The sequence below is a fragment of the Fischerella sp. PCC 9605 genome (genome assembly GCF_000517105.1).
In the GTDB taxonomy this organism is placed as follows: Bacteria; Cyanobacteriota; Cyanobacteriia; order Cyanobacteriales; family Nostocaceae; genus PCC9605.
Map to the genome: position 1 here is coordinate 2,078,156 of NZ_KI912148.1, position 19,757 is coordinate 2,097,912.

Annotated in this window: 20 protein-coding genes and 1 pseudogene; 15 read left to right on the forward strand and 6 right to left on the reverse strand. The window is 43.1% G+C overall.

Annotation, left to right across the window (positions count from 1 at the left end; all coding sequences use genetic code 11):
- Positions 1 to 197: 197 nt before the first annotated feature.
- Positions 198 to 347, reverse strand: a pseudogene (locus tag FIS9605_RS42610) (IS4 family transposase); the annotation flags it as partial.
- A gap of 274 nt (positions 348 to 621) precedes the next feature.
- Here FIS9605_RS42610 and FIS9605_RS40865 point away from each other — a divergent pair.
- Complete coding sequence (locus FIS9605_RS40865; protein WP_072032381.1) at positions 622 to 825, forward strand: isoaspartyl peptidase/L-asparaginase; 204 nt, start codon at positions 622 to 624, stop codon at positions 823 to 825.
- A gap of 178 nt (positions 826 to 1,003) precedes the next feature.
- On the opposite strand, the gene FIS9605_RS46580 is transcribed toward FIS9605_RS40865, so the two are convergent.
- Positions 1,004 to 1,294, reverse strand: coding sequence for a hypothetical protein (locus FIS9605_RS46580; RefSeq protein WP_026732720.1), 291 nt, complete (start codon positions 1,292 to 1,294; stop codon positions 1,004 to 1,006).
- A complete protein-coding gene (locus FIS9605_RS46585) occupies positions 1,284 to 1,490 on the reverse strand; it encodes a hypothetical protein (protein WP_082209751.1) in 207 nt (68 codons plus the stop codon). Before FIS9605_RS46585 ends, FIS9605_RS46580 begins: the two co-directional genes overlap by 11 nt.
- Here FIS9605_RS46585 and FIS9605_RS43980 point away from each other — a divergent pair.
- Both FIS9605_RS43980 and FIS9605_RS0111530 read left to right on the forward strand, forming a co-directional pair.
- Entirely contained in the window at positions 1,446 to 1,646 is a 201-nt protein-coding gene (locus tag FIS9605_RS43980; RefSeq protein WP_197036058.1) for a hypothetical protein, read from the forward strand. The two genes, FIS9605_RS46585 and FIS9605_RS43980, sit on opposite strands and share 45 nt — an antisense overlap.
- 226 nt (positions 1,647 to 1,872) lie before the next feature.
- A complete protein-coding gene (locus FIS9605_RS0111530; RefSeq protein ID WP_026732721.1) occupies positions 1,873 to 2,424 on the forward strand; it encodes a peroxiredoxin family protein in 552 nt (183 codons plus the stop codon).
- Between the two features lie 61 nt (positions 2,425 to 2,485).
- Here FIS9605_RS0111530 and FIS9605_RS0111535 read toward each other — a convergent pair whose 3' ends face one another.
- Positions 2,486 to 3,463 carry a glutathione S-transferase family protein gene (locus FIS9605_RS0111535; protein WP_026732722.1) on the reverse strand — a complete coding sequence of 326 codons (978 nt, stop codon included), beginning with the start codon at positions 3,461 to 3,463 and terminating at the stop codon, positions 2,486 to 2,488.
- A 443-nt stretch (positions 3,464 to 3,906) separates the two neighbouring features.
- The gene (locus tag FIS9605_RS0111540) at positions 3,907 to 4,464 is read right to left on the reverse strand and encodes a general stress protein (protein WP_026732723.1); all 558 of its coding nucleotides are present in this window, start codon (positions 4,462 to 4,464) and stop codon (positions 3,907 to 3,909) included.
- 238 nt (positions 4,465 to 4,702) lie between these two features.
- On the opposite strand from FIS9605_RS0111540, the gene FIS9605_RS0111545 reads away from it, so the two are divergent.
- From FIS9605_RS0111545 to FIS9605_RS0111560, 4 genes are all read left to right on the forward strand, one after another.
- Positions 4,703 to 5,737, forward strand: a complete 1,035-nt coding sequence (locus FIS9605_RS0111545; protein ID WP_026732724.1) for an AI-2E family transporter — start codon at positions 4,703 to 4,705, stop codon at positions 5,735 to 5,737.
- Positions 5,738 to 6,365: 628 nt separating this feature from the next.
- A complete protein-coding gene (locus FIS9605_RS0111550; RefSeq protein WP_026732725.1) occupies positions 6,366 to 7,040 on the forward strand; it encodes a general stress protein in 675 nt (224 codons plus the stop codon).
- 487 nt (positions 7,041 to 7,527) lie between these two features.
- On the forward strand, positions 7,528 to 7,668 hold the full coding sequence (locus FIS9605_RS45125; RefSeq protein WP_231510295.1) for a hypothetical protein: 141 nt from the start codon (positions 7,528 to 7,530) through the stop codon (positions 7,666 to 7,668).
- A gap of 253 nt (positions 7,669 to 7,921) precedes the next feature.
- Positions 7,922 to 8,392 (forward strand): NADAR family protein, encoded by a 471-nt coding sequence (locus tag FIS9605_RS0111560; protein ID WP_026732726.1) that lies wholly within the window; start codon positions 7,922 to 7,924, stop codon positions 8,390 to 8,392.
- 185 nt (positions 8,393 to 8,577) lie between these two features.
- On the opposite strand, the gene FIS9605_RS0111565 is transcribed toward FIS9605_RS0111560, so the two are convergent.
- Positions 8,578 to 9,225, reverse strand: a complete 648-nt coding sequence (locus FIS9605_RS0111565; protein ID WP_026732727.1) for a response regulator — start codon at positions 9,223 to 9,225, stop codon at positions 8,578 to 8,580.
- Positions 9,226 to 9,630: 405 nt separating this feature from the next.
- Between FIS9605_RS0111565 and FIS9605_RS36850 the strand changes: the two genes are divergently transcribed.
- From FIS9605_RS36850 to FIS9605_RS0111605, 8 genes are all read left to right on the forward strand, one after another.
- Positions 9,631 to 9,867 carry a CTB family bacteriocin gene (locus FIS9605_RS36850; protein ID WP_035139534.1) on the forward strand — a complete coding sequence of 79 codons (237 nt, stop codon included), beginning with the start codon at positions 9,631 to 9,633 and terminating at the stop codon, positions 9,865 to 9,867.
- Positions 9,868 to 9,990: 123 nt separating this feature from the next.
- Positions 9,991 to 10,227 carry a CTB family bacteriocin gene (locus tag FIS9605_RS0111575; RefSeq protein WP_026732728.1) on the forward strand — a complete coding sequence of 79 codons (237 nt, stop codon included), beginning with the start codon at positions 9,991 to 9,993 and terminating at the stop codon, positions 10,225 to 10,227.
- 113 nt (positions 10,228 to 10,340) lie between these two features.
- Complete coding sequence (locus FIS9605_RS0111580) at positions 10,341 to 10,586, forward strand: CTB family bacteriocin (RefSeq protein ID WP_026732729.1); 246 nt, start codon at positions 10,341 to 10,343, stop codon at positions 10,584 to 10,586.
- A gap of 106 nt (positions 10,587 to 10,692) precedes the next feature.
- On the forward strand, positions 10,693 to 10,890 hold the full coding sequence (locus FIS9605_RS0111585) for a hypothetical protein (RefSeq protein WP_026732730.1): 198 nt from the start codon (positions 10,693 to 10,695) through the stop codon (positions 10,888 to 10,890).
- 249 nt (positions 10,891 to 11,139) lie between these two features.
- Entirely contained in the window at positions 11,140 to 12,237 is a 1,098-nt protein-coding gene (locus tag FIS9605_RS0111590; protein ID WP_026732731.1) for a cyclic nucleotide-binding domain-containing protein, read from the forward strand.
- Between the two features lie 162 nt (positions 12,238 to 12,399).
- Positions 12,400 to 13,839, forward strand: coding sequence for an NHLP bacteriocin system secretion protein (locus tag FIS9605_RS0111595; RefSeq protein ID WP_026732732.1), 1,440 nt, complete (start codon positions 12,400 to 12,402; stop codon positions 13,837 to 13,839).
- 146 nt (positions 13,840 to 13,985) lie between these two features.
- Positions 13,986 to 16,346 (forward strand): NHLP family bacteriocin export ABC transporter peptidase/permease/ATPase subunit, encoded by a 2,361-nt coding sequence (locus FIS9605_RS0111600; protein ID WP_026732733.1) that lies wholly within the window; start codon positions 13,986 to 13,988, stop codon positions 16,344 to 16,346.
- A 436-nt stretch (positions 16,347 to 16,782) separates the two neighbouring features.
- On the forward strand, positions 16,783 to 19,707 hold the full coding sequence (locus FIS9605_RS0111605; protein ID WP_026732734.1) for an NHLP bacteriocin export ABC transporter permease/ATPase subunit: 2,925 nt from the start codon (positions 16,783 to 16,785) through the stop codon (positions 19,705 to 19,707).
- Positions 19,708 to 19,757 lie beyond the last annotated feature (50 nt).

Genomic DNA, 19,757 nt, shown 5'->3' on the forward strand with positions numbered 1-19,757 from the left:
TTCTGGCATACAACACCTTCTAAATTTGTTGACACCTGGGTTGCTTGTATTTTTTTGGCAATTTCTACTAGTTTGAGCAACCCCTCAACTCCAATAATAGGATAGCTGGAGTCCTTTATCTTTATCGATGTATTGTGGCTGGCTAATTTCAATTCGCCATCTTCGACGGTATAAGTCAGCCACAACGTAGGGTGGTAAAACAGTAGGGTTAATACCGCCGCTACCATTAATGGTAGGTTGAGAATTCTGTCTGTTAATCCTAGTTGACGGTAGTAATTTTCTTGTGATGTGATGGCTGGTGTTAGTAACTGTTCTAGCTGTTTGGCAATTACTTCGTCTTCCACCATCGGCCGTTGCGTCTTTTTGGCATGATCTCGATTGGTTTTTCGGCTGCTGCTCACGGTGACTATAATCGCTTCAATTTTTCGTTTTAACTGAGTCTGCCATGATTTTTTCATAGAGCAAATCATCCTGTCAGAGTTAATGATAATGAGAATCAAATACCGGGGTGGGGTAGGAGGCGAGCGTCGCTCGCCTCCTACCCCACCGCACGATTATTATTCTTATACAGATTTATTTCTACTCCAAGACGTATTGACAAAATTCGCTCACTTTTAACTTGTGACCAATGAGCTAAGTATAAAATCAACAACTTCAAAAGCATCTAAGGTTACAGGAGAAGCTGGGTGTATTCTTCTAGACCATCAAGGACGGGTTGGCTGGGCGTATAACTCGCAGGATATGGCAGTTGCATATATGACTTATATGACTACAGAACTGGACAGAGCGGCTGTGTTTACCAAGAAAGAATGCAGGCAGTTGTAGCAGACTTTATAGATTTTGATGAGTTCACAATTGTTACAGGAGAATAAACAATGATATCAACTCTTGATGACATCAAGCGCCTTGCAATTGCAACAAAATTGGCAGATATGAAAGCACTACAAAATCTGCTAATTAACAATATAGAAGGGAGTGAAAATTACAGAGTTTAATCTTAGTTCTACAGTACCACCCATAACATGAAGGTTGGCTCCCGCATTCTAACTGGTGAATACTTGCGATCGCCTTCTCGGGAAAAGCCACCCCAAGCCTTGACAGAAGCAATGGGAATGCCAATTCCTCCTGCACTTGCAACTATGAGAAATGTTGCACAGACCCAGCAAACAAATACTTGAACTTGTTGGGTGTGGAAATTGGTGAATTTCCCCTCTTTTTCAAGAGGTAATGTCAAATAATGATAGCGATCGCTAGTAATTAACTGTAGAGCATAAATTTTCCCCTTAAGCAGCAAAAAAGCGAGCCAATAAGTGTCTCGCTTTTCTTAATTCACTCCACTTACCATTGACCGCAAATACCACAAGCACTATTCGTCGTATTGTTGAGTATGAAGGTACACCATGTTTTTGGATGCCAAACATCTCTATCAGTACCCGACGATGCCTATGAGCGAAATCCCCCCATGCACGATATCCGACATCTCCACTCATGGTGCCTATTATTACAAACAGCAACACCAACCAAAGTGGATGTCTTCAACCATCAGTCGTTCTGAAGTCTTCAACTTGCCGCAGATGTTCAATCACAGAAGCACCCATGATTTTTTATCCTCTCAACGCTTGCAATTTTACATCGGCGTTGCATAAATGCGGGATGAATTGGCGGTTGAAACCATTGAAAATTCGTCCCAAATTGGGCGAAATCATCCCATGATTCAGCAACGCCTTACATCTTTTAGGGAATGAAACAGCCCAGCCTCTTGTAGGGGGGAATGAGGGGGGTGCACACAGATATAAATTAATCGGTATCATTTAGATGTCTATCTGTGGTTTGCTAATTAGATAGTTTTAATATTTTTATTGGAGATAAAATATGTTAGCTTCAACTGATTTTAGCGGTTTATTTAACGAGCGCTTTTTCCGTAATTTTTTACCAATTCCAGCTGCTAATCAGATACCGTTAGGGTTTTTAACACCAGATTTTCAACTGCCAGACATCACTAACAGCACCTTGGTGAAATTGTCAACTTATAGAGGTAAGCAGCCAGTTGTACTGGCATTTACTCGTATTTTCACAGAAAAACTATATTGCCCCTTATGCTATCCGCATATTAAAGCTTTGAACGAGAATTATGAGCAATTTCAAAATCGGGGTATAGAACTTTTAATGATTACTAGCACTGATGAAAGGCAAAGTCAAATAGTTGTTAGAGATTTAGGTCTTAGGATGCCGTTATTAAGTGACCCTACTTGTCAGGTATTTCGTACTTATAAAGTTGGACAAGCCTTGGGAGCGCCTTTGCCAGCGCAATTTGTATTAGATCAAGAAGGAAAACTTCGCTATAAGCATTTATTTTCCTTCTTGAATCATAATGCCAGTGTGGAGACATTGCTTGCACAATTGAACGGAAAAGCTCAGAATTAGATTGAGGAATATCAATAGAAAAAGAACGATCCTAAGGGGATAGCTTAGTGTGCGATCGCGACTAAGCTTTGCTGAAGCGATCGCGATCGTGCCGTTCGTCAAAATCGATGATTGGCCCCTTCGGCACAATTCGATTTGGATTAATCTCGGTCATACTCATGTAATAGCCGCGCTTGATATGGTCGAGATTGCAGGTTGCTTTGAACTCACCAAGCTGATATAGATCCTTTAGATAATTCCAGAGGTTTGGATAGTCGAGAATTCGCCGCAAATTGCACTTAAAGTGACCGTGATACACTGAGTCGAAGCGATACAGCGTTGTAAACATACAAATATCAGCTTCCGTGAGGCGATCGCCACATAAATAGTGCTGCTTGCTCAGAATAGTTTCCCATCGATCTAAACTCTCGAAGAGTTCAGTTACCGCATCTTCGTAGGCTGCTTGCTCCCTCGCAAAACCAGCGCGATATACACCAGCATTAATTGGCATATAAATTGCATCGATCGTCTCATCAATCTTCTGTTGGAGGTCGCGTGGGTATGGGTATAAGTCTATTTTCTGCGTTGCCAAGGGAGCAAACTCTACGTCAAACATCCGCATGATTTCGCGAGATTCGTTGTTGACGATTGTTTGAGTTTGTTTATCCCACAACACCGGAACTGTGACTCGCCCTGTGTATTTGGGATCGGCTTTCACATAAATCTCTTGCAAATATTGAGCGTGATTCACCGAGTCAGGAATGGCTTCCGGTGCTTCAGAAAACATCCAGCCCTTGTCGCTCATCATTGGATCGACGATAGAGACTGAGATTGCATCATTTAACCCTTTGAGTTCTCGCATAATTAAGGTGCGATGCGCCCACGGACACGCCAAGGAAACGTAGAGGTGATAGCGTCCTGCTTCTGCCTTAAACCCGCTAGATCCATCTGCACTCACGCGATCGCGAAACGTTGTCGGTGTCTCATTGAACTTACCGCTTTGATCTCGCTGATGCCAGTCTGTCGTCCATTTGCCTTCGATCATCATTCCTGATGCCATAATTCTCTCCTAAGCGTGATGGTGTAATTGTATTTCGGGTTGGTAAGGAGGAATCGCCTTTTGACGGCTGGTATTTTATTTCAAAGCAAGTGCCTAACAACAGAATTGATTGCCCTCGATCTATGGGAGCGATCGCCAATTTTGCTCCATAAGTACTCAGACAGAATTAATTACACACATTGTTTTCCTGTTAAGCGTTAAGAGTTAAGAGTTCCCTGTCTCCACGAATGAATTTAATTTTGCCCAACTACTTATCAACTTCTCTCCCTTTCTAAAAGGGACTGTAATTCACGCTCACATATGGGAAAATAAATTTCAAAACCTTACCCAGCCTGGGCTATATCTAATTTCTGGAGAGGTTCAGTAGATATTGATCTAGTGGTCTATCGCATTAACCAATGAACAACACAATTTTACTTAATCATCTAACGGGCTAACAGTACTTATTTGAGACTTGCTTTATTGTCTGGTGTATCAAAAATCCTCCAATCTTGAATACCCTTGGTTTCAAAAATAGATTGAATGCGATGGATCTCGTCTTCTGTGCCTTCTACTATCACCAAGTAATTTCCTTGGGACACTCGCTCACTATAAAACCTGGCTTGCTCTCCAGGAATTCCCCAACCTACTAGTGCGCCGATTAGACCACCACCTGCTGCACCAAGTCCACTACCTAAAAGCGTGTTTGCCAAGAAAGCCCCTGCTGCTACGACCGGGCCAACTCCAGGAATGGTTAATGCAATCAAACCTTCTAATAAGCCCACTATACTTCCTGCTGCACTACCGGCGATCGCCCCTACTGTAGCAACTTCACCTGCTTTACTAGCAATGCTGTTACTTACATTAGTACCACCAAGTTGAGCCTTGCGTTCTTCATCTTTGGCAATTACGGAAACTTTATCCAAAGATAAGCCAGCTTCTCTAAGTTGCTTGAGAGCCTGTTCCACAGCTTGAAGACTAGGAAATGTACCAACAGCATGTTTGTGTTGATCTAAAGCCATGTTTTCTCCTTGCAAAAATTACTAATACAAATATTTATTGAAAATAAATAATGTGAATAGAATGTGACAAGCACAGCAATGCGACTCAATTAGGGAAGGTGCGGCTCCAAATCGGTATTGAAAGAACGCCCGTTACTGTCACTTTTTATTCACATTTGTTGCTCACATTCAAAGCAGGCAGTAGTATTCGGGAGCGATCGCTCTATAAACTTCTATTATCAGTGGGAGTCGAACTAATATGAAATTTGGTCAATGGATCGGCTTGCTAGCCTTGGTCGCTTCTGTATATATCCTTTGGCAAATCCGACGACTGATTTTGCTCTTATTTACGGCGATAGTATTAGCCACAGCATTAAATCAGCTTGTTCAACAACTGCAAAAATTACGGATTATTCGTTCTTGGGCTATTTTCTTAAGTATTTTTATCTTATTAACATTTTTTATCGGATTTTTCTGGTTGATTGTGCCTGCTTTTATTGAACAGTTTCAAGAACTTTTAGCACTTCTACCAACAGCAGGATTACGGCTGCAAGAGTGGATAAATTATCTAGTAAACTATCTAGAAAATCGTTTTGGAGGAGAATTACCAGATTTACCAGATATCAATAATTTGATTCAACAAATCCAACCTTTAGCAATGCAGTTCTTTACAAGAACTATTAACTTATTATCGACTTCTATTACTGCTGCTTTGGAATTTTTGTTAGTGTTAGTTTTGACGTTAATGCTGTTGACAAATCCTCAGCCATACCGCAATTTATTTGTAAGATTTTTTCCCTCATTTTACCGCGGACGAGTTGAGGAAATTCTCTCGCGCTGTGCAACTGGTTTAGGAAGTTGGACAGTGGGAGCTTTGATTGAAATGGTTTTTATCGCCGCTTTAAGTGGAATAGGTTTATGGATTTTGCAAGTACCACTAGCATTAGCCAACGCTATTTTGGCGGGCTTGCTCAATTTTATTCCGAATATCGGCCCTACTTTAAGTGTAGTATTTCCTATAACTGTTGCACTGCTAGACGCACCTTGGAAAGCAATAGCTGTTTTGATTCTGTATATCGTTATTCAGAACATTGAAAGTTACTGGTTGACTCCTACTGTCATGGCAAAACAGGTAGCATTATTACCTGCTGTAACCTTGACATCTCAAATTCTCTTCGCTACTTTGTTTGGAGCCTTGGGGTTATTAATGGCTATACCGCTGACAGTGGTTGCGAAAACTTGGTTAGAGGAAGTTTTATTTAAAGACGTTTTAGATAAGTGGCATCATGTTTAGATTTATTGCAAAAATTATATGCTATTTACAATAAAAATTTAAAATACTCAATTCAAACTTTCCAATGGTCGGGTAACGTTGGGGTGTCGCCATCCCGCAGTTCCCTAAGAAAAGCTTGTGACTGTTTCCAATCAAGCCGCTCAAGTCTCAGTAATTTACCAGTTGTTGAGTGTTGAAGAGGGTTTCTCTTTTAACGCACCTTAAGCTGGCACATTCAATATTGACAAAAAAGTAGATGTATGGATTGACACTGGCTAAAGCCGAGGGGATTCTTAGTTCATCGACTCGCCGTTAGACAGCAGATTCGCACCAACCACAGCTAAGGTGTTGGATATGGTCATCTAGATTTATCCGGCCGCGCAGTTTCTTTTTTTCCTCTCGGTTGAGTTGCTTGGGGTTTATTCTCTCTTGTATAAAATTCTCTCTTCTTCTGATAGATCAAAAGGTAATACCGATTTAATAAATGTTTACAACCCATCCTGATGTAGAGACGCGCCATGGCGCGTCTCTACAATGTCTATTTGTCGCATTATTTTTTCAAAATGGTATAAACCTATAGACTGATGAATAACTATATTTTGAGAGAGAAGCTAAATACAGAATCTTTGTAATTTTTTCGGGAGACAAAATGGCTATACAACAACGTAAGCGTGCAGTTGGTACATTCCCCAACCGCCAAACCGCTGAAGCAGCGCTCTCCAGACTTAGAGATTCAGGCTTCCCTATGGATAGAGTCTCTGTATTGGCAAAGGATATAGATCGCAGTGACCAAATAGGCGGAGCTACTGTCAAAGATAAATCTGACATGAGCGATCGTGGTGACACTGAGGCTCAAGAAGGTGCTGGAATTGGTGCAGTCACAGGCACTATCTTGGGTGGTATTGGTGGTTTACTCGTAGGCTTGGAAGCTTTAATTATTCCGGGAGTGGGGCCTTTTCTGGCAGCCGGAACTATCGCAACTACCTTGGCTGGTGCAGGTATTGGTGCAGCAGCAGGTGGTCTAGTAGGAGCACTGACTGGTTTGGGTATTCCAGAAGAAGAAGCCAGAGCTTATAGTGAAAGAGTATCCCAGGGTGAATTTTTGGTGATTGTAGATGGTAGTGAGAATGAAATTGAGCGTGCTGGCTCTATTTTGAGGAACCAGAATATTCAGAATTGGGCCATATACGATATATCTGGTGATGTAGCTTCCGCTGATATGAATGATGTTGATCGGACTACACAGAGATATACAGGAACTACTACTACTACTGACCAGGATGTAGTGGAAATTGTTGATCGGCGAAATGACGAACCTCGCTAAGCATAATTGGGGCGATCGCGTTCCAAATAAATTATTCTCTGGCCAGAGGGGGCGATCGCCCTCCCTACAATAGAAAATCTATTTTACTGGTTGTAAATTAACTTAGAGAAATATTTTTTGTTTATTCTTACTTGAGTGTCAATATAGCTGGTTATCAACACAAGTTGCAGATCGCCATGTCTTCCAGTTTGATGGCAAAGGTGAATTAGCTCCAGCAGATCGCTGAGTTCCTGCGGCAGAACGGATCTAAGCACTGATATTGGGAACCACCCGTCCCCAATGGTAGATTGCCAGAGTCAGAGTGGGGATTTGAAGGTTCCTTACAGTGATCGGAGCAGAAAGCCCATGAAGGACAGTTGCGAACTATTCTTAGGCGCGCCCGCGATCGCGCTCAGTTTATTGGCGTGAACGAGCAGACTTATCCTGGCGACTGGCATCATTCACCCGCCACTACACTGAACTGAAGCAACTCAAGGGGCGTTACCCAATGCCAGAACCGCTAACGCTACAACAACTTGATAACTTTTTAGTACAAGCAGGCGATCGCTATCCGGTTCAATGGATTGACAATTTATCAATCATTCCGAGCAGGGTACAAGCCCCCGGATTTATCTGTGGAATCAATTGAAAATCGAAAATCCAAAATTCCCAAGCCCCCGGATTCATCCGTGGGACGGCACTCTATGTGGCGACGCTATGAGAGCCACCCGTGCCTCGTCAATCCAAAATCCAAAATCCAAAATTGTTTGACAACACCATCACAGCCAACTTCAAGATTGTTGCGTAAGTCCTAAAAATCAAAGTTTCTTGGGAGTGCTATCTTCTGGCTGCCAGCATCTCCAGGCATCATAGAAGTTGAAGTATTAAAAGAGCAGCTTTAAATGACTATTTACTTTTACAAAGCTTACGAACCTTATGGCTGTTTTTCTAACTTTTCTCTGCATGGAATTAAAATCCAGGGTACATACTGGTCCACAGTAGAGCATTATTATCAAGCCCAAAAATTTGTGGGAACTCCAGATGCGGCGATCATACCTGCGATCCATGCTGTCCAGACGCCAGAAGAAGCTGCGGCATTGGGGCGTTGCTGCACCCGTAAAGTCCGTTTAGATTGGGAAGAGGTAAAAACTAAAGTCATGCGAGAAGCTGTACTCAAAAAGTTTCTTACCCATGCTGATATTAGAGAAGTTCTTCTAAGCACGGGCGAGCAACTGCTAGTGGAAAACTCTCCAATCGATTACTTTTGGGGTTGTGGTGCAGAAAAAACTGGTCAAAACTATCTCGGTAAAATCCTCATGAGCGTACGAGAAGAAATTCGCAAGTTATCCTTGATCTCTGTAATTTACGAATAATATCTGTCTTTTTTTTGCGAAATTTTCATACAATCGCGATCGTTGGGGAATGGTAACATTCCCCAAATACGAGAGTTTTTAGTAAACTTGCTATTTGTACTTAAAAATACATTGTTTTGGATTGAAATTCCTCTTAGGCAAGTAGCCCGTCAAGTCAATAGTCGTATATTTATAAAGATGTGATGTTACCCGCCATAAACCGAGTTAGCATAAATCGCTAGTTGCGATCGGTTTTTCAGATTTAGGCGGTTCAGCAGGTGAGTGACATGAGTTTTGACTGTCCCTTCTGAAATATAAAGTTGCTGGGCGATTTCACGATTTGTAGAACCAATCGCAATCAAGCGCAATACATCTTGTTCGCGATCGGTGAGAAAGTCCAATTTTGGCTCCGGTAATTTCGGGCTAGCAGGTTCTGAAGCTTGGACTTTAGTGATTATCTTTTCCAACAATCCTGGCCCCATTTGGGTGTATCCTTTATGGACAAACCGAATCGCTTGTGCCAATTCTTCAGACGGCATATCTTTGAGTAAATAGCCCTTTGCTCCTGCTCTCATTGCATCGGCAATATATTCATCATCATCAAACGTGCTAAGGACTATTACTTTAGTATTTGGAAACTGCTCGGAGATAATGCTAGTAGCAACTCTGCCGTCCATCACAGGCATACGCACATCCATTAATACAACATCTGGCTGTAACGCTTTTACCTGAGCGATCGCGTTTTCGCCATTATCCGCAGTTCCCACAACTTCCAAATCAGGCTCTAAACTTAGCATAGCCCTGATACCGTCTCGAATGAGAGTCTGATCATCTACGAGTAACAGACGAATCATATGGAAGTGCATTTAACTTTTGCAGGAGTACTACCCTAGTGTAGAACTCTGTCTCCATGATGCATAGTCAAGGACGAATTGAATTTCAGCGCAACTAGCAAGCATTACTCATTCGGCTGCAAACAAGAATTTAAAGGAATGGAATTCTCATCTGCTACCTCTGACCTTAGTCGTAGGAACATTTACTTATTGAATCAACGAAAGTCAGAGCGAGCTTATTTATTTCGTTGAGATGAGAGTATAGACGTTTTTCAGATGTTTATCTCTTATTGAAATTCTACTATGAATACAGTTGCGAAGGCAACGAAGCAGAGGCGACCAAAAAATAAATTCAAATGGTTAAAAACTTCTGCTTTTATCGACAGGTAAACAACACACAAACAACACACAAACACGAGGTAAATTATGTCTAACGAAATCAATAAAGTGGAATTGTCTGAGCAAGAATTGGATGCAGTAGCTGGTGGCACAGATGTAATTGGTGCCGATTTACTTGCTCAGAGCAACCTAAATGCTTTCAGCCAAGACAAGAAAGTCGGTACACAGTTTGGCGCAGCTAATGCACAAGGTGCTGTTGGCGGTAACGTAGCTGCAACTGTAGATATAGATGCTCTTTCTGCTCAAAACCAAATCATCAAATAGATGATGTTAGTTTAATTCAACTTTGTAGCAGAGGTCATCCTCAAAATTAGTTTAACAGGTTATAAACCTCTGCTTTTACCAACTAGTAAACAACACAAACAACACACAAACACGAGGTAAATTATGTCTAACGAAATCAACAAAGTGGAATTGTCTGAGCAAGAATTGGATGCAGTAGCTGGTGGTTTTGATGTGATTGGTGCCGATTTACTTGCTCAGAGCAACCTCAATGCTTTCAGCCAAGACAAGAAAGTCGGTACACAGTTTGGTGCAGCTAATGCACAAGGTGCTTTCGGTGGTAACGTAGCTGCAACTGAAGACATCGATGCTCTTTCTGCTCAAAACCAAATCATCAAATAGATGATGTTACTTTAACTCAACTTTGTAGCAGAGGTCATCCTCAAAATTAGTTTAACAGGTTATAAACCTCTGCTTTTACCAACTAGTAAACCATACACAAATGGAGGTAAATTATGTCTGATGAGATTAACAAACCTATAGAATTGTCTGAACAAGAATTAGATGAAGTATCCGGCGGTATATTTGGATTTTTTGGAGATGACAATCAAATAAGACAGACAAATTTTCTGAATTTCAAACAAAGCAAATTAGTCTTAGATCAGGTAAGTATTGTTAATTCAGAAGGTAGTATTAATGCCTTGCATATCGAATTGACTAATACAGAATCTACTGTTATACAAGATACAACTATCACCTAGGTAGTTTATTTTGAAAAAACAGGGAACATCTATCAAACATTTACTTAGCTATTAATAAGTTCTCTGTTTTTAGAGACTAGAAAAATTATAAACTTTGGAGAAAATTATGTCAGATGAACTTCCTACAAATAATCAAGCTATAGAGTTAACTGAACAGGAAATAGATGCTTTAGCAGGTGGTAAAGAAAATGCTGAGTATGTCGCTAATCAACTTAGTTTGGTTCCTGATGATTTAACACACTCAGTTTCTCAGTCTGTGGATAAAATCTTCTCTGCTATTCCTCTGATTGGCTTGAATTTCTGAAAAATGCCACTATGACCAAAATTCTATAGTTTTAAGCTGGCAATGCTGAATCCGTGAATGTTGTAAAGAAATATAACATTCTTTCATGGCTGCATAAATTCCTAACCGACCTCAGATAATTATATAAAGGTTCAAACAAAGACCGCTCGATTTTATGCTTGCATTCTGCAACGCCTCTCTATTTCCATTGTTAAATTTTTAACAATTAAAACGCTCTCATACCCTTAGAAAATATAAGAGAGTTCAATTATGTCAGAAGTTCTACTGAAGGAACTTAGTAATAGTGATATTGACTGGATGTTGAAGACTGGTAATAGAGAAGAAATTGACTCAGGTCAAGTTCTCATCCGTCAAGGCGAACCTGTTAATGCACTATATATTCTCTTAGATGGAGCATTAACAGTTTCCATATCTCAACCTGATAACAATCCATTGGGACGCGCCTTTGCCGCCTTAGAGGGTGGTGAAATGTCAGGGCGTGAAATCGCCAGATTATCAAGTGGTGAAATCGCAGGAGAAATTCCTTTCATCGAATCATACCTGCCCTCTACCACTGTTAAGGCACTCAAAAAATCGCTGATCTTGTCGATTCCGCGACAGGAGTTGGCAAAAAAACTGAAACAAGATCTCAGTTTTGCTGCCCATCTTTACCGAGCGAGTGCAATTTTGCTTGCAGACAGACTAGAAAAAATTGTTAATCAACTCGGTCATAGCACGCTAGTCCTCAGCCAACCCCGACTGAGAGAAATATTATTTATTTTTGCAGAATTGCATGATAGCGACATCGATTGGTTGATTGTTGCAGGGGATGTAAACCGAATTCCCGCAGGGACTGTTTTGATTCCTGGCGGGAGACCTGTCGAAGCGCTACATATCCTTTTGGATGGAAAATTGACACTTTCCGCCTCCGAGGACGATCGCAATCCTCTAGCCCGTGCCTTTTCTAATTTGGAAGGTGGCGAAACAGTAGAACGTGAGTTTGCCAGATTGTCTCGGGGTGACATCGTCGGAGAAACCCCCTTTGTAGAGGCTCCCCCACCCTCTACAAGCGTGAAAGCCTTGCAAGACTCCTTAGTATTATCAATTCCTCGCTGGCGATTGGCGGCCAAACTTCTGCATGATGTGGGTTTTGCTGCTCGTTTTTATCGAGTGCTGGCAGTTCTTTTAGCAGACAAACAACGGGCAATAGTGAGTCGCCTTGGATACGGCAGACTCAGTTATAGTACGGATCAGCCGCTGGATGAAAATCTCGAATATGAGAATGAACTGGATTCCGATTTTTTGGCGCAAGTAGCGCTAGCTGGAGCCAGATTTGACTGGATGCTGAAAAGAATTAGCCGCAGTTAAAGATCGCAGCTGTTCGGTAACATATTTGCAATTAACTCCGTTAAAGAACAAAAGCATTATTTACAACCACATTGTTACACCTATAACTTGGCATGTAATTTCAGATGGGCAACCCCCATCCTCATATGCCATGCAGATTTTTGGAAAATGGGATGGAGTCAAATGGTTCATCAAAAAAATAATCTGTTTCGCAAACAAGCTTTAGATCATTCTTCTTCACCTGAGCGCTTAGATCAGTTGATGCAAGTAATTAGCCCAACAAAGTGGCTACCTTTGATTGCTATGGGCACTTTGGTTGCATCCGGTTTGGCTTGGAGTGTTTTTGGTCGTATCCCGATTACAGTTGAGGGTAAAGGTGTGCTTGTCTTTCCCAGCAAAGTTGTGGGGTTTCAGTTTCCTAGCATTGAGGGGAAAATCAAGGCAGTAAATGTACGCGCGGGCGACTTTGTCAAGAAAGGACAGGTGCTAGCAACAATTGACCAAGAAGAACTGCAAAAGCAACTACAGCAGCAACGTACCAAACTAGCAGAACTCACAGCGCAGGATCAAAACGCTAATTCACTTCAAAACCAACGCAGCCAATTGCAAATCGTTACGATCGCCCAACAGCGCCAAAACTTAGAGCAAGAATTGCAGCAAGCTCAGGCTCTGACTCCGGTTATTAAGAGTAAAAACCTCGATGCGATCGCCCAGCAGCGAAAAAATATCCAACAAGGTTTGCGTGATGCTGAAGCTTTGGTTCCTACCCTCAAGCAGAGACTTGAGCGGCGTCAGTGGCTGAAAACTCAAGGAGCTATTTCAGATGATACCGTGTTAGAAGCAGAACAGACTTACCTGAATAGTCTCCAAAAAATCGCCGATCTCAAACAACAACTAAAGCAACTAGACATCAGTCAAGTTCAGGCACAAAAGTCCTACCTTCAAAATCTCAATCAAATTGCCTCCCTCAAAACCCAGTTAACACAACTAAACACTCAACAAAAAACCCTTGCTGAGCAAGATTTGCAATCTTCAATTACCCGAACAAATCAGATTCAGGATTTGAAGCGCAGTATTGCCCAACTGGAACGAAAAGTAAATGGTGAGAGCCAAGTAAAGAGCGACCATACCGGACGCATTTTAGAACTCAATATCAATCCTGGACAAATTGTACCTCCGGGAACCCAAATCGGGACTATGGAAGCGCAAGACCCATCCGCCAAGTTGGTTGGTGTCACATTCTTTCCAATTGGTGAGGGCAAAAAGGTTCAAAAGGGCATGAAAGTGCAAATTACACCCTCCACAGTCGAGCGAGAACGCTTTGGCGGTATTGTCGGCAATGTCACCCATGTTTCACCCTTTCCTGTTACTAAAGAGAGCGCCTCAAAAGTGATCGGCAGTCCAGAAATCGTACAAAGTCTGGTGTCCGATCAACCTCAGATCCAAATTATGACTGAACTGAAACCAGACGCCTCAACCTTCAGTGGCTATAAATGGTCTTCTTCCAAGGGCCCAGAACAGAAAATGACTCCTGGAACCACTTCCTCTGTGCGAGTAACTGTGAAAGAAGAAGCCCCCATTTCTTTTGTTTTGCCCATTCTCAAATCTTTAGGTAGTTCGTAGGAAAGAGTGGGAGAGGGGGAAATGGGGAGATGGGGAGATGGGGAAATGGGGGGAGTGGAATAATAACCCACTAACTACTAACTACTAACTACTAACTACTAACCACTAACTAATGACTAATGACCAATGACTATTGACTATTGACTATGTTAAAGCGAAAACTACAAACACTATTTAAAAAGCGTAAAGATACCCGGCGTCGCACACCCACACTGCTGCAAATGGAAGCTGTGGAATGTGGCGCTGCTTCTTTAGGAATTATTCTTGGTTATTACGGTCGAATTGTACCTCTAGCAAAACTCCGTCAAGATTGCGGTATATCGCGTGATGGGAGTAAAGCCACTAACGTTCTCGCTGCTGCTAGAAGCTACGGGTTGAATGCCAAAGGCTTCAAAACAGAGTTGGACGCACTGCGGGAAATGCAATGCCCCTACATTGTGTTTTGGAATTTCAACCATTTCTTGGTGGTAGAGGGATTCGACAAAGATCGAGTTTATCTTAATGACCCCGCCAGCGGGCCGCGCAACGTCTCCTTGGAAGAATTTAGCAATTCCTTCACAGGTGTAGTGCTGGTTATGCAGCCTGGCCCGGAGTTCAAAAAAGGGGGAAGCAAACCCAGCATTCTCTTGGCTTTGTGGCAAAGGCTGCGCTTTTCTGTTGGGGCGCTTGTTTATTGTGTAGTGGCAGGGTTGCTGTTGGTAATTCCTGGAATGGCAATGCCAGCTTTTTCGCAGGTGTTTGTAGACAATATTTTAATTCAGGGTCGCAAAGAATGGCTGAATCCGCTAATTTTGGGGATTATCTTCACAGCAGTGATTACGGGATTTTTGACACTACTACAGTTACAGTCCCTGCGCCGGATGAAAATCAAGCTGTCTGTGGGAATGTCCAGTCAATTTCTATGGCATATTTTACACTTACCTGTTAGTTTTTACGATCAACGCTTTGCTGGCGAAATCAGCAGCCGCGTCCAGCTCAACGACATCTTAGCCAGCTTGCTTTCAGGTAAATTAGCTACGACAGCGATCGCCGCAATCACAGTAATTTTTTATGCTGCGATCATGCTGCAATATGACTTAGTACTGACCTCAATAGGCATAGCTTTTGTTGCTTTTAACCTCCTGGCATTGCAATGGGTATCCCGACGACGGGTGGACGCCAATATGCGATTGCAACAGGATCAAGGAAAAGTTACCGGAGTGTCAATTTCTGGTCTCCAGAGTATGGAAACACTTAAGGCATCCGGCTTAGAATCAGATTTCTTCTCCCGGTGGGCAGGCTACTATGCCAAATCGATCAACGCCCAGCAGGAAATGGACGTCACAAACCAAGCTTTGGGGGTGTTGCCTTCTTTTCTCTCTAGGGTAGCCTCAATGTTACTGATCACCGTGGGTGGTCTACGGGTAATTGATGGACATTTAAGCATTGGGATGCTAGTGGCATTTCAAGCTCTCATGCAACAGTTTATGCAGCCTGTAAATAATCTCATCACCCTTGGCAGCAACTTGCAAGAAGTAGAAGGTAGTATCACTCGCCTTGATGATGTTTTACAAAACCCGACAGATCGGCAAGTCGATAAGGGACAAGGGGGACAAGGGAAAGGGGACAAGGGAAAGGGGACAAGGGAAGGAGGACAAGGAGGACAAGCAAACAAGGGGACACGAGGACGCCAGGGTATGAAAGATATTTTTGATAAGTTATCCACCTCACAGGGCGATCCAGTCGCCTCGTCTCCGCGTTATCCAGTCTCTGCGCCTGCCACTCCTGCGACCAAATTGCAAGGATACGTCGAGCTACGCAACGTTACATTTGGCTACAACCGGGTTGCTGCTCCTTTGATTGAAAATTTTAACTTCTCACTCAAACCAGGGCAACGAGTGGCTTTGGTGGGTGGAAGTGGTTCTGGTAAATCTACGATCGCCAAAATGGTAGCTGGGTTATACGCACCTTGGCAGGGAGAAATCCTGTTTGACGGTATACCCAGAAGCGAAATTCCTCGCCAGGTGTTAGTTAATTCTCTAGCGTTAGTAGAGCAGGATATCTTTTTATTTGCTGGCAGTGTCCGAGAAAACTTGACACTGTGGGATACCACTGTGCCGGAAAGTAATTTGGTGCGTGCTTGTAAAGATGCGGCAATCCACGATGTAGTCATCTCCTTACCAGGGGGTTACGGTGCGGAACTATTAGAAGGCGCTAGCAACTTGAGTGGGGGTCAGCGACAGCGCTTAGAAATTGCCCGGGCTTTGGTTAATAACCCCGCCATTTTAGTAATGGATGAAGCTACCAGCGCCCTCGATACCGAAACCGAAAAAATCATTGACCGGAAACTGCGCCAGCGAGGTTGTACTTGTATTATTGTGGCGCATCGACTCAGCACCATCCGAGATTGTGATGAAATTATTGTCCTCGAACGAGGAAAAGTAGTCCAACGCGGAACCCATGACGAATTAAAGCAAGTTGAGGGTACATATTTGCAATTGATCCGTAGCGAAGGAGGAGCGCTTTAAAAAAGTCAAAAGTCAAGAGTTGTAGAGACGTGCCATGGCACGTCTCTACAGAGTCAAGAGTCAAGAGTCAAAAATAATTTACGTCTAATGTGAATTCATAAAGGTCAGTAATAGGTAATAGGTAATAAAACTACTAATCACCAATCACCAATCCCATCTGTGTGCACCCCCCTCATTCCCCCCTCTTGTAGGGGTGAACGTAGAGGAAAAACTTTTATTTATTGTGCATCCGTGGTCGATTTCTAAAACAATATCTTGGTCATATAGCAATCCTAAATCATTCGTGAAACTCTTTTTTTCTCTTTCTTTGTGTTCTTTGCGTCCTTTGTGGTTCGTTTCTCAAAAACATTTTCCACAAATCAGATAGGACTGCTATAGCCTTAATTCCCATCAAACATAAATTTTACTTTCTTATTTTTAATTGGAGCAGCGACTGATGTTAGAACAAATCAGTTTTGTGATTCCACAAGGACAACAATATATATTAAAAGGTAATCAGCCAATACTTTTAAATGACCCGCAGACGGTTTGGCTAGTCAAATCTGGTTCTTTGGCGCTATTTGCGATCGCAGTTAAAGATGGTGTTCCCGAGGGTTCTCGCCGTTATTTATTAACTATTGGAGACGGAGGGGCGATGTTCTCTACAATCCCCAACCAAACGGAGGAGCAGCGCCAGATCCTAGCGGTGTCGATGGAGGAGACAGAACTCCTGAAGATGTCAAAAGATGATTTTAACAGATTAATTGCCAGCGCTAATGGTGAGGCAGCAGCTTTGGTAGACGGCTGGGTGAATCAACTAGGCTTCGCACTGTCTGAAATTACTCCCCCAGGAATACCAGTTAAACCAGAGGGAATTAACTTTTTCTCCCTAAATAACGGCAATATCTTTCAGCCCCAGCAAGGTACTGTATCCTGGGTGCAAATCCAGGAAGGATATGCTCGCTGGATGGGATTAGAAGAATTGCAACTTTCTTGTGCATCCGGAATGTTGCCTTTGAGTGCAGATATGTGGTTGCAGGCAGATAGTATTGTTGAACTTGCCACTAAAAACACCTCGGATCTGCAAAATGGGAATACTATCTTAGAAAGTTTGTCCCAACTTAATACCTATTTCCTCCAAGGCATTGATTTATTAGAGCAGTCGGAAATCTCCGCAGAATTACATAGATTTCAAGAAAGAGAACGTCTCAATTATAATGTCATGCAAGAGGCGTTGGCGGAACTGTCATCCGTGCTGGAAGTACGGAAATCAGCTTTTTCCTCAGAGATGAAATCGGCTGATGACCCAGATCAAGCCCTGTTGATTGCTGCTGGTGCAGTGGGGCGGGCTTTGGGAATTAAGATTTGTCCTCCCGCCCAATCGGAAGACCTCAGACGGGTAGCAGAACCACTAGAAGCGATCGCCCGTGCTTCCCGGGTAAGGATGCGTCGGATTTCTTTAACTGATAAGTGGTGGAAAAAGGACTCTGGCCCTGTCCTGACCTACACTAAAGACGATCATCCCGTGGCAATATTGCCAAAATCTGATAACCGCTACGAGATTTTCGATCCCCTAGAACGGACTCGCACCCTTGTAGATGAGCGCACTGCTGCCAAGCTGACTCCGACTGGCTACGTTTTTTATCGACCTTTCCCCGATACAAAATTTAAAATCCTGGATTTACTTCAGTTTGCGCTGCGAGGACACGTCAAAGATCTGATCTATGTACTTTTGGCTGGAGTTTGCACCACTGTGTTGGGGATGCTCACACCCCAAGCTACCGCCGTCCTCATCGACAGTGCCATTCCCGATGCTAACCGGGGATTATTAATGCAAATAGGCTTGGGTCTTTTGGCTGTCACCTTTGGACAAGCTTTGTTTGACCTCACTCAGGCATTTGCGATCATCAGAGTACAAACTTTTGCGGAATCTTCTACGCAAGCGGCGGTATGGGATCGGCTTTTGAATTTGCAAGCATCGTTTTTCCGTCAGTTCTCAGTTGGTGACTTGAAATCTCGGGTTAGTGCCATCTCTAGTATCCACCAGAAACTAAGTAGCACTGTTCTCAAAAGCATCTTCTCCAGTTTCTTTTCGCTGCTCAACCTCGCGCTGCTATTCTACTACAGTACAACACTCGCTTTATTAGCCTGTTTAGTCGCCGTTGTCAATATTGGCGTCACGATTTTCTCTGGGATGCTGACTGTGCGTAAGTTCCGGCCATTGCTGGAGTTGGAAGGACAAATCTTTGGTTTGATGGTGCAATTGATTAATGGTGTAGCGAAAATCCGAGTCTCGGGAGCAGAGGCACGAGCTTTTGCTTACTGGAGCAGACAGTATACACATCAACTCAAACTCATGTTGAGAACCCAGAGTATTGAAGATGGTGTGACTTTTATTACTAAAATCCTGCCACCGCTCACAAATGCTCTGCTGTTTTGGGCTGCTGCTAGTATGCTCCAAGAGTCGCCCGAAGGTGGTGGCTTGTCTACTGGTATCTTTCTCGCCTTCAATGCTGCGTTTGGTAGCTTTATTGGTGGAGCCACTAATCTCAGTACTACAATTGTGGACGTTATGCAAGTCTTGCCAATGTGGAAGCGTGCCGAACCAATTCTCGAAGCTGTACCAGAAATCTCTGCTAGCAAAACCGACCCTGGCAGGCTATCAGGCAAACTGCTTGTAGATCATGTGGTTTTCCGCTATCGAGATGATGGCCCTCTAACGTTGGATGATGTGACTATCAAAGCTGAGCCGGGAGAGTATATCGCTCTGGTTGGACCTTCTGGGAGTGGGAAATCGACTTTGTTTCGTTTGTTGCTGGGATTTGACCATCCTGAATCTGGCACTATTTACTACGACGGACAAGACTTGGCTGGGTTGGATGTTAATGCTGTGCGCCGACAGCTGGGTGTGGTGATGCAAAATAGCCGGATGATGTCAGGTTCCATCTTTGATAACATTGCCAGCGGAGCCATGATTACAATGGAGGAAGCTTGGGAAGCAGCGCGGGCTTCTGGCTTAGCGGATGATATTGAAGCTATGCCAATGGGTATGCACACTGTTGTTAGTGAGGGAGCCACTAACCTCTCTGGTGGACAACGGCAACGTTTATTAATTGCCCGAGCGCTAGTATTAAAACCCCGGATTCTGCTGTTTGATGAAGCTACTAGTGCTTTAGATAACAGAACTCAGGCGATTGTCAGTGAAAGCTTGGAAAGATTGCAGGTGACTAGAATTGCGATCGCTCACCGACTTAGCACCATCCGCAATGCTCACCGCATTTATGTACTTCAGGACGGTAGGGTCGTACAGCAAGGAAGTTTCGACGAACTGGCAAAACAACAAGGGCTGTTTGCTCAACTCATGGCGCGGCAGATGCTTTGATATAGACAGCGATCGCTATTGCGATCCGATCCCGGGCTTGACAGTATAAA

Excerpts from the sequence above, each read along its gene's own strand:
- FIS9605_RS43980 (WP_197036058.1), top strand. The coding sequence starts at position 1,446 with ATGAGCGAAATCCCCCCATGCACGATATCCGACATCTCCACTCATGGT.
- FIS9605_RS46585 (WP_082209751.1), bottom strand. The coding sequence starts at position 1,490 with ATGAGTGGAGATGTCGGATATCGTGCATGGGGGGATTTCGCTCATAGG.
- FIS9605_RS0111530 (WP_026732721.1), top strand. The coding sequence starts at position 1,873 with ATGTTAGCTTCAACTGATTTTAGCGGTTTATTTAACGAGCGCTTTTTC.
- FIS9605_RS0111535 (WP_026732722.1), bottom strand. The coding sequence starts at position 3,463 with ATGGCATCAGGAATGATGATCGAAGGCAAATGGACGACAGACTGGCAT.
- FIS9605_RS0111540 (WP_026732723.1), bottom strand. The coding sequence starts at position 4,464 with ATGGCTTTAGATCAACACAAACATGCTGTTGGTACATTTCCTAGTCTT.
- FIS9605_RS0111545 (WP_026732724.1), top strand. The coding sequence starts at position 4,703 with ATGAAATTTGGTCAATGGATCGGCTTGCTAGCCTTGGTCGCTTCTGTA.
- FIS9605_RS0111550 (WP_026732725.1), top strand. The coding sequence starts at position 6,366 with ATGGCTATACAACAACGTAAGCGTGCAGTTGGTACATTCCCCAACCGC.
- FIS9605_RS45125 (WP_231510295.1), top strand. The coding sequence starts at position 7,528 with ATGCCAGAACCGCTAACGCTACAACAACTTGATAACTTTTTAGTACAA.
- FIS9605_RS0111560 (WP_026732726.1), top strand. The coding sequence starts at position 7,922 with ATGACTATTTACTTTTACAAAGCTTACGAACCTTATGGCTGTTTTTCT.
- FIS9605_RS0111565 (WP_026732727.1), bottom strand. The coding sequence starts at position 9,225 with ATGATTCGTCTGTTACTCGTAGATGATCAGACTCTCATTCGAGACGGT.
- FIS9605_RS36850 (WP_035139534.1), top strand. The coding sequence starts at position 9,631 with ATGTCTAACGAAATCAATAAAGTGGAATTGTCTGAGCAAGAATTGGAT.
- FIS9605_RS0111575 (WP_026732728.1), top strand. The coding sequence starts at position 9,991 with ATGTCTAACGAAATCAACAAAGTGGAATTGTCTGAGCAAGAATTGGAT.
- FIS9605_RS0111580 (WP_026732729.1), top strand. The coding sequence starts at position 10,341 with ATGTCTGATGAGATTAACAAACCTATAGAATTGTCTGAACAAGAATTA.
- FIS9605_RS0111585 (WP_026732730.1), top strand. The coding sequence starts at position 10,693 with ATGTCAGATGAACTTCCTACAAATAATCAAGCTATAGAGTTAACTGAA.
- FIS9605_RS0111590 (WP_026732731.1), top strand. The coding sequence starts at position 11,140 with ATGTCAGAAGTTCTACTGAAGGAACTTAGTAATAGTGATATTGACTGG.
- FIS9605_RS0111595 (WP_026732732.1), top strand. The coding sequence starts at position 12,400 with ATGGTTCATCAAAAAAATAATCTGTTTCGCAAACAAGCTTTAGATCAT.
- FIS9605_RS0111600 (WP_026732733.1), top strand. The coding sequence starts at position 13,986 with ATGTTAAAGCGAAAACTACAAACACTATTTAAAAAGCGTAAAGATACC.
- FIS9605_RS0111605 (WP_026732734.1), top strand. The coding sequence starts at position 16,783 with ATGTTAGAACAAATCAGTTTTGTGATTCCACAAGGACAACAATATATA.